We start from the raw sequence: 13296 nt of genomic DNA, 5'->3' as shown, positions 1-13296 counted from the left end.
ATCCTGGCGCGCGAGCACGGCAAGACGATCGCCGACGCCAAGGGCGACATCCAGCGCGGCCTCGAAGTGGTCGAGGTCTGCATCGGCGCACCGCACATGATGAAGGGCGAATTCACCGACGGCGCCGGCCCCGGCATCGACGTCTATTCGATGCGCCAGCCGCTCGGCGTCGTCGCCGGCATCACGCCGTTCAACTTCCCGGCGATGATCCCGCTGTGGAAGATCGCGCCGGCCATCGCCTGCGGCAACGCCTTCATCCTGAAACCGTCGGAACGCGATCCCGGCGTGCCGATGCGTATCGCCGAACTGTTCCTCGAAGCCGGCCTGCCGGCAGGCATCCTCAACGTCGTCAATGGCGACAAGGACGTGGTCGACGCCATCCTCGACGATCCCGATATCAAGGCCATCGGCTTTGTCGGCTCGACGCCGATCGCCCATTACATCTATTCGCGCGGCACGGCCGCCGGCAAACGCGTGCAGTGCTTCGGCGGTGCCAAGAACCACATGATCATCATGCCCGATGCCGACATGGACCAGACCGTCGATGCGCTGATCGGTGCCGGCTACGGCTCGGCCGGCGAGCGCTGCATGGCGATCTCGGTCGCCGTCCCGGTCGGCAACGATACCGCCAACCGGCTGATGGAAAAGCTGATCCCGCGCGTCGAGAGCCTGAAGGTCGGTCCTTCGACGGACTCTTCCGCCGATTTCGGCCCGCTGGTGACGGCGCAGGCATTGGAACGGGTCAAGGGCTACGTGGATACCGGCGTCAAGGAAGGCGCCAAGCTGGTCGTCGACGGCCGCGGCTTCTCCATGCAGGGCTATGAAGACGGCTACTATATGGGTGGCTGCCTGTTCGACAACGTGACCGCGGACATGCGTATCTACAAGGAAGAGATCTTTGGGCCGGTGCTCTCTGTTGTGCGCGCCCCGACCTATGAGAGCGCGATCAAGCTCGCCAACGATCACGAGATGGGCAATGGCGTCGCCATCTTCACCCGTGACGGCGATGCCGCGCGCGACTTTGCAAGCCGTGTCCAGGTCGGCATGGTGGGCGTCAACGTGCCGATCCCGGTGCCGATCGCCTATTACACGTTCGGCGGCTGGAAGGCATCTTCGTTCGGCGATCTCAACCAGCACGGCCCGGACGCGTTCCGCTTCTACACCAAGACCAAGACGGTGACCTCGCGCTGGCCGTCCGGCATCAAGGATGGTGCCGAATTCGTCATCCCGACGATGAATTGACCGGACAACAAATTGATTTGGATTAAGGCCCGGGCGCTCGCGCCCGGGCGTTTTTTTGCAATCCGGCCGCGACCCTATCCGCTTGAACGCTAATGTGATGGAACCAAGTAGGCCTCTGCCGTCTTGGTCTGCAGTCCTGCCGCAAGGAGGTACGGCAGATCAAGCAACGGCGCTGGCGACAGCTTCGGGGACATCGTCTGGCGCAAGGAGGTGTCAGATGACCCGTCTTGTGGCAACGCTATTTTTCGTGGCAATTTCTGCGTTTCCCGCCGTCCCGGCGCTGGCGGCGCAATGCGCGGCCCGTGCGGATATGATCAAAGCGCTCGGCGAAAAATTCCACGAAAGCGAGGCGGCGCGCGGCCTGGTCAACCCGAGCCTGATTCTTGAGATATTCGTCTCCGACCAGGGCACCTGGACAATTCTTGCCACCGACACGCATGGTCAGAGCTGCGTCATCACGGCAGGCGAAGGCTGAGACGGTCCGTTGATGGCGGCGGCTGCCTTGCCCGGGACTTGACCCGAGCTTCGAGGAAGCGCCGGCGACGAAAGCGCACCGGATATAAAAGGACGTTCAGCGCGTGGCGGCCGTCTCCGCGTGGCCGCGCAGTAGCGCCATCAGGCGTTTGGCATCCTTGGCCGCGGCCTCCTCGTCGCCGGCAAGGATCGAGCGGATCAGCGCGACATGGTGCTCGGCGGATTCGGCAAGGCCGGTCTCGGCCTTGTAGCGGAACCAGAAGCGGCGGCTATGGGTCTGCAAGGGGGCGGCCAGACGGGCGGCGAAGGGATTGTCGGCAGCCAGCGCCAGCGCTTCGTCGAGTGCCTTGTCGGCCTGGATGAAGGCAAGCACATTACCCGAGATCACCGCCTTCTGCATGGCAAGCGCTGCTTCGTGAAACAGGTCGGCGGCTTCGCGGGTGACGAAGCGGGCGGCCGAGCGGGCGAGCACCACCTCGACGCCGCGACGCGCATCGAGGACGCGCAACCAGTCGCCGGGATGGAGCGGGGCGATGGCGATGCCGGCGCGCGGCCTGACGTCGAGCAGCCCTTCCCATGCCAGCCGCTGGATCGCTTCGCGCACCGGTGTCCTGCCAAGCCCGAGCCTGTCGATCAGAGCGCCCTCGGTGACGAAGCTTGCCGGGGCCAGTTCGAGCGTGACGATCATGTGCTCGAGCACATGGTAGGCCCTGGTCGCGGCCGGCTCTGCCGGGAGGCTTGCTGCCATGGATATCAAATGCGCTCTCCTGATATATCTTGAATATATCATAACGGAATCCGCATTGACAGCGGGTTTGTTAATAGATATACCGCTGATATATCAGATGGAGAGATGATCATGTGGACCGGAGTTTTCCCTGCCGTCACGACCAAATTCACCGCGGATGATCGTCTCGATCATGCCGAGATGGAGCGCTGCTTCAGCCTGCAGATGGAGGCCGGCTGCGACGGCATCATCGTCTGCGGATCGCTCGGCGAGGGGCCGATGCTGTCGCCCGACGAGAAGATCGAGGTGCTGAAGACCGCACAGAAGGTCGCCGGCAAGAAGCCGGTGCTGCTGACCGTCAACGAGGCCGGCACACGCGAGGCGGCCAGCATCGCCAAGCGCGCCGCCAAAGAAGGCGCCAATGGCCTCATGGTCGTGCCGAGCCCGATCTACCACACCAATGCGGAAGAGACGGTCGCGGCGCTGCGCGCGGTCGCGCAGGCGGGCGACCTGCCGGTCATGATCTACTCCAACCGGCTTGCCTACCGCGTCGACGTCACCGTCGACCAGATGGAGGAGCTAGCGTCGGACAAGCGCTTTGTCGCGATCAAGGAATCCTCCGACGACATCCGTCGTTCGACCGAGATCATCAATCGCCTGGGCACTCGCTACGACCTGTTCACCGGCGTCGACAATCTGGCCTTCGAGGCGCTCTCGGTCGGCGCCATCGGCTGGGTGGCGGGACTGGTCACAGCCTTCCCGCGCGAGACCGTCGCCATCTTCCAGCTGATGAAGCAGGGCCGCCGCGAGGAGGCGCTCGCCATCTACCGCTGGTTCCGGCCGCTGCTCGATCTCGATGTCTCGACTTACCTGGTCCAAAACATCAAGCTTGCCGAAGTGTTCGCGATCAACACAAATGACCGCGTTCGCATGCCGCGGCAGCCGCTGTCTGGCGAGCGCCGCAAGGCTGTCGAGAAGATCGTCAAGGATGCGCTCGCCGTGCGGCCGAAGCTGCCGCAGTTCTGAGCTGGTATGAAGCGAGCGGGGCGGAGACTGGGACATGCATGCAGGGGGTGACGTACAACGATGAATAGCGATGTTCCAATCGACATCGCCATCATCGGTGGCGGCATCATCGGCATCTGTGCCGCTGCGTCTCTCGCCGAGGCCGGACGCCGGGTCACCGTCTTCGACCGCACAGGCATTTGCGAGGAGACGAGCTCCGGCAACGCCGCCGCCTTTGCCTTTTCCGATGTGCTGCCGCTGGCCCACAAGGGCATGATCCGGCAGCTGCCGAAATGGCTGGCCGATCCGCTTGGCCCGCTCAGCATTCCGCCCGCCTATCTGCCGAAGCTTCTGCCCTGGCTGGTCCGCTTCTGGCGCGCCGGTGCGCTGGGAAAATACGAGGTGAGCCTTGCTGCTCAGGCGGGCATGATGAAGCTCGCCGAGGCGGAGTGGATGGGCCTGCTCGATCGCTCCGGCACGCGGTCGATGCTGCGCGAGGATGGCTCGCTCGAGCTCTATGAAAGCGAAGCCGAGTTCCAGGCCGGGCTGCCCGGCTGGGCGGCGCGTGAGCGTTTCGGCATCGGTTTCCGCCATGTCGAGGGCGAGGAGCTGGCCGCCTTGCAGCCGGGGCTGTCGCCGCGCTTCATCAAAGGCACGTTCGTGCCGGGATGGAAGACGGTCGCCGACCCGAAACTGCTGGGCAAGGCGGTGTGGGCCTACGCACAAAGCAAGGGTGCCCGCTTTGAGATGGCCCGGATCGGCCAAGTCGCGGCGGATCAGGATGGTGCGACGCTGACATTGGCAGACGGCACGACCAGACAGGCGCGACACCTCGTCGTCGCAGCAGGCGCATGGTCGCATCTGCTGGCGAAGCAACTCGGCGATCGCATTCCGCTGGAGACCGAGCGCGGCTATAACACTACGTTGCCGACGAGTGCCTTCGACGTGAAGCGGATGCTGATCTTCTCCGGCCATGGCTTCGTCGTCACGCCGCTCGCAACGGGCCTGCGTGTCGGTGGCGCCGTCGAACTCGGCGGCATCGAGCGGCGGCCCAATTATGCCAGGTCTAAGGCGCTGCTGCAGAAGGCGCAGAAATTCCTGCCGGGGCTCGATCCCTCGGGTGGGCGCGAATGGATGGGGTTCCGCCCCTCGCTGCCGGATTCAGTGCCCGTCATCGGCGGCGCGCCGGGAAGGCGGTCGGTGGTCTATGCCTTCGGCCATGGCCATCTCGGCCTGACCCAGGCGGCGGCCACCGGACGGTTGATCAGGGATCTTGTCCTGGGGCAGACTCCACCGATCGAACTGGCCCCCTTCAGTCCGCAACGATTTTGATATTTTCGGGTTTTGATTTTCGAGGAGCGTCATGGCCAAGAAATCCTTCTTCTGCATAGACGGCCACACCTGCGGCAATCCGGTGCGGCTGGTCGCTGGGGGCGGCCCGCTGCTGCAGGGCGCGACGATGATGGAGCGGCGTGCGCATTTTCTGGCCGAGTATGACTGGATCCGCACCGGCCTGATGTTCGAGCCGCGCGGCCACGACGTGATGTCCGGTTCGATCCTCTATCCGCCGACGCGCGAGGATTGCGACATCGCCATCCTGTTCATCGAAACCTCCGGCTGCCTGCCGATGTGCGGCCATGGCACCATCGGCACGGTGACGATGGCGATCGAGCACGGTCTGATCAAGCCGAAGACGCCGGGCGTGCTTCGGCTCGACACGCCGGCCGGACTTGTCATCGCTGAATACAAACAGGTCGGCGACTATGTCGAGGAGGTGCGCATCACCAATGTGCCGTCCTTCCTCCATGCCGAGGGGCTGACAATTGAATGCCCTTGGCTCGGCGAAATCACCGTCGACGTCGCCTATGGCGGCAACTTCTACGCCATCGTCGAACCGCAGAAGAACTATCGCGACATGGCCGATTATTCGGCGGGCGACTTCATCGCCTGGAGCCCGGTGGTGCGCCAGCGGCTCAACGAGAAATATTCCTTCGTCCATCCTGAGAACCCGGGCATCAACCGGCTGTCGCACATGCTGTGGACCGGTGCTCCGACGGTGGATGGGGCGGATGCCCGCAATGCCGTGTTCTACGGCGACAAGGCGATCGACCGCTCGCCCTGCGGCACCGGCACCTCGGCGCGCATGGCGCAGCTTCATGCCAAGGGCAAACTCAAGGCCGGCGACAGCTTCGTCCATGAATCGATCATCGGTTCGCTGTTCAAGGGCAAGGTCGAAAAAGATGTCACCGTGGCCGGCAAACCGGCCATCATTCCCTCTATCGGCGGCTGGGCGCGGATGACCGGACTGAACACCATCTTCATCGACGACCGCGACCCGTTCGCGCATGGATTTGTTGTCAAGTGATGGGAATCCTGACCTTGCGGAAAGCGAGGGCTTGAAAAACGGATCGTGCCAAAAACGCAAGGATTCCTTTCATCACCTAATTTTGACGGCGATTTCTTCGAAACGGAGCGCATGATGCAGTCGAATCGTCAAAGACATTGCGTTATGCCAATGGTAGGGTCCGCGATAGTCCAGGGGCCGGATGATGGAAAACGGGCAATCGGACAGCGTGCTTCGAAAACACGCATGACGATTGAAAAATGACGTTGCAATCCGGGCTCGAAACTTTACGACTAGGGGAAATACGAAAAGGAATGCGTCTGCATGGGCGACATTCCAGGGGAGCCATGTACACATGCAGTACTTTGTCCAGCAGCTTATCAACGGGCTGACGCTGGGATCGATCTATGGGCTGATCGCGATCGGCTACACGATGGTCTACGGCATCATCGGCATGATCAATTTCGCCCATGGCGACATCTTCATGGTGGGTGCCTTCACAGCACTGATCGTCTTCCTCGCCCTTGGCGCGCTGTTCTATTCAGTGCCGGTTGTGCTGGCGCTGCTGGTCATGATGATCGTGGCGATGCTGCTCACCAGCCTCTACAACTGGACGATTGAAAAAGTCGCGTACCGGCCGCTGCGCGGTTCGTTCCGACTGGCCCCGCTGATCACCGCCATCGGCATGTCGATCGCGCTGTCGAACTTCGTCCAGGTGACGCAGGGTCCCCGCAACAAGCCGATCCCGCCGATGGTCAGCCAGGTTTACAACATCAACGGCATCAGCGTGTCGCTGAAGCAGATCATCATCGTCGTCGTCACGGCGCTGCTGCTGGCGCTGTTCTGGTATCTGGTCAACAAGACCTCGCTCGGGCGAGCGCAACGGGCCTGTGAGCAGGACCGCAAGATGGCGGCGCTGCTCGGCATCGATGTCGACCGCACGATCTCGATCACCTTCATCATGGGTGCGGCCCTTGCCGCGGTCGCCGGCACTTTGTTCCTGATGTATTACGGCGTCATTGCCTTCTCGGATGGCTTCACGCCGGGCGTGAAGGCCTTCACGGCGGCGGTGCTGGGCGGCATTGGTTCGTTGCCGGGTGCTGTGCTCGGCGGGCTGATGATCGGCTTCATCGAGAGCATGTGGTCGGCATATTTCTCGATCGACTACAAGGACGTCGCGGCGTTCTCGATCCTGGCCATCGTGCTGATCTTCCTGCCTTCCGGCATATTGGGCCGGCCAGAAGTCGAAAAGGTCTGAGACCATGGCCGTCACCGTATCTCCGGAGCGCGACACCGTCGCCACGCCTATGCAGCGCGCGTTGCGCGAGTCACTTTATGCCGCTGCCATATCGTTTGGCCTGTTCGTGCTGTTCATCGGCCTGAAGACCGGCCAGAACATTTCTAACGAACTGGTCCTGACGACGCGCTGGGGCCTGCTTGCCGCCGTGGTGATCGCCACGGCCATCGGGCGCTTCCTCTATGTCGCTTATGGCCAGCCCTTCCTCGCCAACCAGAAGATCACCGACATCGCCACCGGTCTGCTGCCGGCCAGCGTGGCGTCGCGTTTCTTCCAGTTGCCGGCCTTCATCGTGGCCTTGGTCGCGGCGGTGGTGTTGTTTGCGGTCAACAGCTCTCTCGTCGGATGGGTGGGAGCCGTGCCGGCCGGCTATCTGCAGTTCCTGCGCGCCCTGGCAATCATCTACGTGCTGGCCTGCGTGATCTATTACTTCCGCGGTTTCATTCACGCCAACTTCACCAAACTCGGCATTGCCGCGCTGATCCTCTATCCGATCCTGGTGGTGGCGATCCTGTCGCTGATGTCCTGGTCGTTCGTCGGCGGGCTGCAAGGCTCGCTGAAATGGGTCGACAATTTCGGCATCCAGATCCTGATCTATGTGATGCTGGCCTGGGGCCTGAACATCGTCGTCGGCCTCGCCGGCCTGCTCGACCTCGGTTATGTCGCCTTCTACGCGGTCGGCGCCTATGCCTATGCGCTGCTCGGCACGCAGTACGGCCTGTCGTTCTGGATCCTTTTGCCGGCCGCCGGCGCCATGGCCGCCTTCTGGGGCGTGCTGCTCGGCTTCCCGGTGCTGCGCCTGCGCGGCGACTATCTGGCGATCGTCACCTTGGCTTTCGGTGAGATCATCCGCCTGGTGCTGATCAACTGGCGCGAGGTCACCAACGGTTCGGCCGGTATTTCCGGCATCCCGAAGGTCACCTTCTTCGGCCTGATGACCTTCAACGTGTCGGACCCCAATTACATCGCCAAGGTGCTGAATCTCGCGACCTCGAGCGCCTACTACAAGATCTTCCTCTATTACCTGATCCTGGCGCTGGCGCTGCTGACAGCCTTCGTCACCATCCGGCTGCGGCGCATGCCGGTCGGCCGTGCCTGGGAAGCGTTGCGGGAGGACGAGATCGCCTGCCGCTCGCTCGGTATCAACACCACCACCACGAAGCTCACAGCCTTCGCCACGGGTGCGATGTTCGGCGGCTTCGCCGGCGCGTTCTTCGCCGCACGGCAGGGCTTCGTCAGCCCGGAATCCTTCGTCTTCCTGGAATCGGCCATCATCCTGGCCATCGTCGTTCTCGGCGGCATGGGTTCGCTGGTCGGCATCGCGGTCGCCGCAATGGTGATGATCGGCGGCACCGAGGCATTGCGCGAACTCGACTTCCTCAAGCAGGTCTTCGGGCCCGACTTCACACCGGAACTCTACCGCATGCTTCTGTTCGGCATGGCCATGGTCATCGTCATGCTGTGGAAGCCGCGCGGCTTCGTCGGCAGTCGTGAACCAACCGCCTTCCTGAAGGAGCGAAAGGCTGTCTCAAGCTCCTTCACCAAGGAAGGACACGGCTGATGAATGCGAACCCTGTTCAGAAGGCCAATTCAGGCGCGAACGACGCTATCCTGCAGGTCGATCATCTGTCGATGAAGTTCGGTGGCCTGGTGGCCATCGGCGATCTGTCTTTCGCCGCCAAGCGCGGCGAGATCACCGCGCTGATCGGCCCCAACGGCGCCGGCAAGACCACGGTGTTCAACTGCATCACCGGCTTTTACAAGCCGTCGGAAGGCATGATCACGCTCAACCGGAACGATGGTTCGACCTTCCTGCTCGAGCGGCTGCCCAACCATGAAATCCCGGCGCGCGCCAAGGTGGCGCGCACCTTCCAGAACATTCGGCTGTTCTCCGGCATGACCCTGCTGGAGAACCTGCTGGTCGCCCAGCACAACAAACTGATGAAGGCATCGGGCTACACGGTCCTCGGCCTTTTCGGCTTCAGCGGCTATCGCAAGGCCTCGGCCGAATCGGTGGAACTCGCCAAGCATTGGCTGGAAAAGGCCGATCTTGTCGACCGTGCCGACGACCCGGCCGGCGACCTGCCCTATGGCGCGCAGCGCCGCCTCGAGATCGCTCGCGCCATGTGCACGGGACCCGAGCTTCTGTGCCTCGACGAGCCGGCGGCCGGCCTCAATCCGAAGGAATCGGCGGCGCTGAACGAGCTGCTGATCGACATCAAGAACACATCCGGTACCTCGATCCTGTTGATCGAGCACGACATGTCGGTGGTCATGCAGATCTCCGACCATGTCGTGGTGCTGGAGTACGGCCGGAAGATCTCCGACGGCAGTCCGCAGTCGGTGCGCACCGACCCGCGCGTCATCGCCGCCTATCTCGGCGTCGACGACGAGGAAGTCGAAGCGGTCCTTACCGAAGTCGGCGACGAAGATGTCATCGAACAGCTCGATACAGGGCCGGATGCCGCGCATGGTCCGGGAACATCGTCGTCCTATCTCGCCGGGCCGGTGACCGACACGGTCGGCCATAGTTCGGGCGAGCGGGTTACGGTGGCCAAGGGAGCGTCAAAGGCCGGTCAGGTTGACGCCAGGTCGCTCGCCGCGGCAAACAAGGCAGCCTCGCTGGCAGCCGTGCCGGCAGCGAAGGCAAAGCCTGCTCCGAAAGCGGCTTCAAAGGCGGCAACCGGCGCGGCGGCGACGTCGACCGCGTCGGCCAAGCCGGCAGCCAAGGCCCCGGCAAAGGCTGGAGAGATCTCCAACCGGCTGGCGGCACCTCGCGGCGGCAAGGCCGATAATTTGACCCGCATCAAGGGCATCGGCACGGTCAACGAGAAGAAGCTCAACGATCACGGCATCTTCCATTTCGACCAGATCGGCGCCTGGAAAAAGGCCGACGTCGAGGCCGCCGAAGCCTATCTCGCCTTTGACGGACGTATCGCGCGCGAGGAATGGGTCAAACAGGCCAGGCTGCTCGGCCAGGGCAAGGACACGGAATTCTCGCGCCGCGTCGATGCGGGCAAGGTGGCGACAAGCCATGCTTCCGCAAAGACTGCAAAGGCAGCCACCGGAAAGACCGGGAGCAAGACCGCTGCCAAGCCCGTGGCGGGCAAGCGCGGAGGGGGCAAGTGATGGCCGCGACAACACTGCTCGATATCAAGGGCGTGCAGACCTATTACGGCAACATCCGGGCGCTGAACGGCGTCGATGTCACCGTCAACCAAGGTGAGATCGTGGCGCTGATCGGTGCCAACGGCGCCGGCAAGTCGACGCTGATGATGACTATTTTCGGCGCGCCGCGGGCTCGCGCCGGCACCATCACCTTTGCCGGCACCGACATCACCCAGATGCCGACGCACGAGATCGCGCGCATGCGCATTGCCCAGTCGCCCGAGGGCCGGCGGATATTTCCGCGCATGACGGTGATGGAAAACCTGCAGATGGGCGCCAGCCTCGACAACCTCAAGCACTATGACGAGGACGTCGAGAAGGTGTTCACGCTGTTCCCGCGTTTGAAAGAGCGCATCACCCAGCGCGGCGGCACGCTGTCGGGCGGTGAGCAGCAGATGCTGTCGATCGGACGCGCGCTGATGGCACGGCCGAAGCTGCTTTTGCTCGACGAGCCGTCGCTGGGTCTCGCGCCGCTGATCGTCAAGCAGATATTCGACGCCATCCGCGAACTGAACCGCACCCAAGGGCTGACCGTGTTCCTGGTCGAGCAGAACGCCTTCGGCGCGCTCAAGCTCGCCACGCGCGGCTACGTCATGGTCAATGGCAATGTGACGATGAGCGGCACCGGCAAGGAACTGCTCGCCAATCCGGAAGTGCGCGCCGCCTATCTCGAAGGCGGACACCACTGAGTTCGGAGCGGAATGCGTGCATCCGCCATTCCGCTCCAGATTGTTTGTTTGTCGCATGATCTTAGTCCGGAAAGTCCGCAACTTTTCGGGGTCATGCTAAGGAGACTTCACCATGCAGGGCATTCTTTACGAGGAACCCTCGATCTGGCAGTTCTTCTTCGTCACCTGTCTGCTCGGCGGCTGGGCGGCGTGGATGACGGGCAAGGCCAGTGCTCAGACGTGGCGCAGCTTCATCCAGCTGTTCGCCTATATGCTGGGCCTCGGCATCGCGATCCGCTTCATCCATCACGCGCTGTTCGGCGGCACCATGTTCTCGCTGCACTATTATGTCGTCGACACCATCGTGCTGATGATCCTCGGCTTCGTCGGCTACCAATACACGCGCACCAACCAGATGGTGACACAGTATAATTGGCTCTACGAAAGAGCTTCACTCTTGAGCTGGAAACCGAAAGGTTGACGTTCATCATTAACGCCGTCTCGAAATTGAATCGGCGTGACAAGTGCCTGAAAATCGGCAAACTATGCTTTCTGCGATAAGGGTGGGCATCGCATGAAAGCTTCATCCACGCCCACTCCGTTAATGGGAGCGTTTAAATGAAAAAGTCACTTTTGTCCGCCGTCGCCCTGACCGCGCTCGTCGCGTTCGGCGGTGCCGCGTGGGCTGACGTAATGGTCGGCGTCGCTGGCCCGATCACCGGTCCGAATGCCGCCTTCGGCGCGCAGTTGCAGAAGGGTGCCGAAGCTGCTGTCGCCGACATCAATGCGGCTGGCGGCATCAATGGCGAGCAGATCAAGCTCGAAGTCGGCGACGACGTTTCCGATCCGAAGCAGGGCATCTCGGTCGCCAACAAGTTCGTCGGCGACGGCGTCAAGTTCGTGGTCGGTCACTTCAACTCCGGCGTCTCGATCCCGGCCTCGGAAGTCTATGCCGAGAACGGCATCGTCGAAGTGACGCCGGCCGCAACCAACCCGCAGTTCACCGAACGCGGCCTGTGGAACGTGTTCCGCACCTGCGGACGCGATGACCAGCAGGGCAGCATTGCCGGCGCTTATCTGGCCGCCAACTTCAAGGATGCCAAGATCGCCGTCGTGCACGACAAGACCACCTACGGTCAGGGCCTTGCCGACGAAACCAAGAAGGCGATGAATGCCAAGGGCCTGACGGAAGTCATGTACGAAGGCATCAATGTCGGCGACAAGGACTTCTCGGCGCTGATCGCCAAGATGAAGGAAGCCGGCGTTTCCATCATCTATTGGGGCGGCCTGCACACCGAAGCCGGCCTGATCATCCGCCAGGCCGCCGACCAGGGCCTCAAGGCGACGCTGGTCTCCGGCGACGGCATCGTGTCGAACGAGTTGGCTTCGATCGCGGGCGACGCGGTTGCGGGCACGCTCAACACGTTCGGTCCGGATCCGCGCCTGATCCCCGCCAACAAGGAACTCGTCGAGAAGTTCCGCGCGCAGGGTTTCGAACCGGAAGCCTACACGCTCTACTCCTACGCAGCCATGCAGGCGATCGCCGCGGCAGCCACCGCTGCCAAGTCGAACGATCCGCAGGCAGTTGCCAAGGCGCTGCATGAAAACGGCCCGTTCAAGACCGTGCTCGGCGACCTGTCCTATGACGCCAAGGGCGACCCGACGCTGCCCGGCTACGTCATGTACGAATGGAAGAAGGGCGACGACGGCAAGTACACCTACATCCAGAAGATGTAAGCTCGTCAGTCTCCAGACCATCTACGATGCCCGGCGCTCGCGCCGGGCATTTTCTTTTGCCATCACGGGGGGCGGCCGATAGAGCCGGGTTCTTAGCCGGTGAATGATCGTGCGCTAACTGCAAAGCCGGCGCTTTTCTTGCTGTTCGGATGAATGCGAAGGGCTTCTGGCGCAATGATTCCATTTCAATCGGTTTAAACGCACGTCAATTTTGTTTGCACTGCAGCATTTTCACGCTAATCATTGCGCCGATTTCTCTTCCTTCCGTTGCTGGAGCCCAGTCCTTGGCCATCACGAAGATCCTCGTCGCCAACCGGTCCGAAATCGCCATTCGCGTTTTTCGCGCGGCCAACGAACTCGGCCTCAAAACCGTGGCGATCTGGGCCGAGGAAGACAAATACTCCCTGCATCGCTTCAAGGCCGACGAGAGCTACCAGGTCGGACGCGGGCCGCATCTGACCCGGGACATGGGGCCGATCGAAAGCTATCTGTCGATCGAGGAGGTGATCCGCGTCGCCAGGCTGTCGGGTGCCGATGCTATTCATCCCGGCTACGGATTGTTGTCGGAAAGTCCCGAATTCGCCGACGCCTGTGCCGAAGCCGGCATTACCTTCATCGGGCCGAAGCCGGACAC

At 62.4% G+C, this 13296-nt stretch carries 13 protein-coding genes; 12 read left to right on the top strand and 1 reads right to left on the bottom strand.

The features are described 5' to 3' along the window. Together EN984_RS05725 and EN984_RS05720 are read left to right on the top strand one after the other, a co-directional pair. The coding region (locus EN984_RS05725) for a CoA-acylating methylmalonate-semialdehyde dehydrogenase (RefSeq protein WP_164765384.1) at positions 1 to 1242 on the top strand (1242 nt) is incomplete at its 5' end. A gap of 217 nt (positions 1243 to 1459) precedes the next feature. Then, the gene (locus EN984_RS05720; protein WP_127268692.1) at positions 1460 to 1717 is read left to right on the top strand and encodes a hypothetical protein; all 258 of its coding nucleotides are present in this window, start codon (positions 1460 to 1462) and stop codon (positions 1715 to 1717) included. A gap of 96 nt (positions 1718 to 1813) precedes the next feature. Here EN984_RS05720 and EN984_RS05715 read toward each other — a convergent pair whose 3' ends face one another. After that, positions 1814 to 2464: a GntR family transcriptional regulator gene (locus tag EN984_RS05715; RefSeq protein ID WP_236383238.1), complete on the bottom strand. Its 651-nt coding sequence runs from the start codon at positions 2462 to 2464 to the stop codon at positions 1814 to 1816. A 111-nt stretch (positions 2465 to 2575) separates the two neighbouring features. Here EN984_RS05715 and EN984_RS05710 point away from each other — a divergent pair, with 111 nt between their 5' ends. The 10 genes from EN984_RS05710 to EN984_RS05665 form a co-directional block, all read left to right on the top strand. Beyond that, the gene (locus tag EN984_RS05710; protein WP_127268694.1) at positions 2576 to 3469 is read left to right on the top strand and encodes a dihydrodipicolinate synthase family protein; all 894 of its coding nucleotides are present in this window, start codon (positions 2576 to 2578) and stop codon (positions 3467 to 3469) included. Between the two features lie 60 nt (positions 3470 to 3529). Beyond that, the gene (locus EN984_RS05705; RefSeq protein ID WP_164748659.1) at positions 3530 to 4780 is read left to right on the top strand and encodes an FAD-dependent oxidoreductase; all 1251 of its coding nucleotides are present in this window, start codon (positions 3530 to 3532) and stop codon (positions 4778 to 4780) included. 31 nt (positions 4781 to 4811) lie between these two features. Beyond that, positions 4812 to 5813: a 4-hydroxyproline epimerase gene (locus EN984_RS05700; RefSeq protein WP_127267458.1), complete on the top strand. Its 1002-nt coding sequence runs from the start codon at positions 4812 to 4814 to the stop codon at positions 5811 to 5813. 334 nt (positions 5814 to 6147) lie between these two features. Further along, complete coding sequence (locus EN984_RS05695; protein ID WP_127267457.1) at positions 6148 to 7050, top strand: branched-chain amino acid ABC transporter permease LivH; 903 nt, start codon at positions 6148 to 6150, stop codon at positions 7048 to 7050. A gap of 4 nt (positions 7051 to 7054) precedes the next feature. Beyond that, positions 7055 to 8650 (top strand): high-affinity branched-chain amino acid ABC transporter permease LivM, encoded by a 1596-nt coding sequence (livM, locus tag EN984_RS05690; protein WP_127267456.1) that lies wholly within the window; start codon positions 7055 to 7057, stop codon positions 8648 to 8650. Then, a complete protein-coding gene (locus EN984_RS05685; RefSeq protein WP_127267455.1) occupies positions 8650 to 10218 on the top strand; it encodes an ABC transporter ATP-binding protein in 1569 nt (522 codons plus the stop codon). The genes livM and EN984_RS05685 overlap by 1 nt, the downstream gene beginning before the upstream one ends. After that, the gene (locus EN984_RS05680; protein ID WP_027037230.1) at positions 10218 to 10946 is read left to right on the top strand and encodes an ABC transporter ATP-binding protein; all 729 of its coding nucleotides are present in this window, start codon (positions 10218 to 10220) and stop codon (positions 10944 to 10946) included. Before EN984_RS05685 ends, EN984_RS05680 begins: the two co-directional genes overlap by 1 nt. A gap of 112 nt (positions 10947 to 11058) precedes the next feature. Then, positions 11059 to 11406, top strand: a complete 348-nt coding sequence (locus EN984_RS05675; protein WP_023811804.1) for a DUF6867 family protein — start codon at positions 11059 to 11061, stop codon at positions 11404 to 11406. A gap of 137 nt (positions 11407 to 11543) precedes the next feature. After that, positions 11544 to 12662 (top strand): branched-chain amino acid ABC transporter substrate-binding protein, encoded by a 1119-nt coding sequence (locus tag EN984_RS05670; RefSeq protein WP_027037229.1) that lies wholly within the window; start codon positions 11544 to 11546, stop codon positions 12660 to 12662. A 284-nt stretch (positions 12663 to 12946) separates the two neighbouring features. Then, the coding region (locus EN984_RS05665; protein WP_281057255.1) for a biotin carboxylase N-terminal domain-containing protein at positions 12947 to 13296 on the top strand (350 nt) is incomplete at its 3' end.

The sequence above is a fragment of the Mesorhizobium sp. M7A.F.Ca.CA.004.12.1.1 genome, assembly GCF_003997835.1.
GTDB lineage: Bacteria > Pseudomonadota > Alphaproteobacteria > Rhizobiales > Rhizobiaceae > Mesorhizobium.
The sequence above is the reverse complement of the archived record's forward strand: the minus strand, read 5'-3'. Positions and strand labels throughout refer to the sequence as shown.

Excerpts from the sequence above, each read along its gene's own strand:
- EN984_RS05685 (WP_127267455.1), top strand. The coding sequence starts at position 8,650 with ATGAATGCGAACCCTGTTCAGAAGGCCAATTCAGGCGCGAACGACGCT.
- EN984_RS05700 (WP_127267458.1), top strand. The coding sequence starts at position 4,812 with ATGGCCAAGAAATCCTTCTTCTGCATAGACGGCCACACCTGCGGCAAT.
- EN984_RS05680 (WP_027037230.1), top strand. The coding sequence starts at position 10,218 with ATGGCCGCGACAACACTGCTCGATATCAAGGGCGTGCAGACCTATTAC.
- EN984_RS05710 (WP_127268694.1), top strand. The coding sequence starts at position 2,576 with ATGTGGACCGGAGTTTTCCCTGCCGTCACGACCAAATTCACCGCGGAT.
- EN984_RS05715 (WP_236383238.1), bottom strand. The coding sequence starts at position 2,464 with ATGGCAGCAAGCCTCCCGGCAGAGCCGGCCGCGACCAGGGCCTACCAT.
- EN984_RS05670 (WP_027037229.1), top strand. The coding sequence starts at position 11,544 with ATGAAAAAGTCACTTTTGTCCGCCGTCGCCCTGACCGCGCTCGTCGCG.
- EN984_RS05705 (WP_164748659.1), top strand. The coding sequence starts at position 3,530 with ATGAATAGCGATGTTCCAATCGACATCGCCATCATCGGTGGCGGCATC.
- livM (WP_127267456.1), top strand. The coding sequence starts at position 7,055 with ATGGCCGTCACCGTATCTCCGGAGCGCGACACCGTCGCCACGCCTATG.
- EN984_RS05675 (WP_023811804.1), top strand. The coding sequence starts at position 11,059 with ATGCAGGGCATTCTTTACGAGGAACCCTCGATCTGGCAGTTCTTCTTC.
- EN984_RS05695 (WP_127267457.1), top strand. The coding sequence starts at position 6,148 with ATGCAGTACTTTGTCCAGCAGCTTATCAACGGGCTGACGCTGGGATCG.
- EN984_RS05720 (WP_127268692.1), top strand. The coding sequence starts at position 1,460 with ATGACCCGTCTTGTGGCAACGCTATTTTTCGTGGCAATTTCTGCGTTT.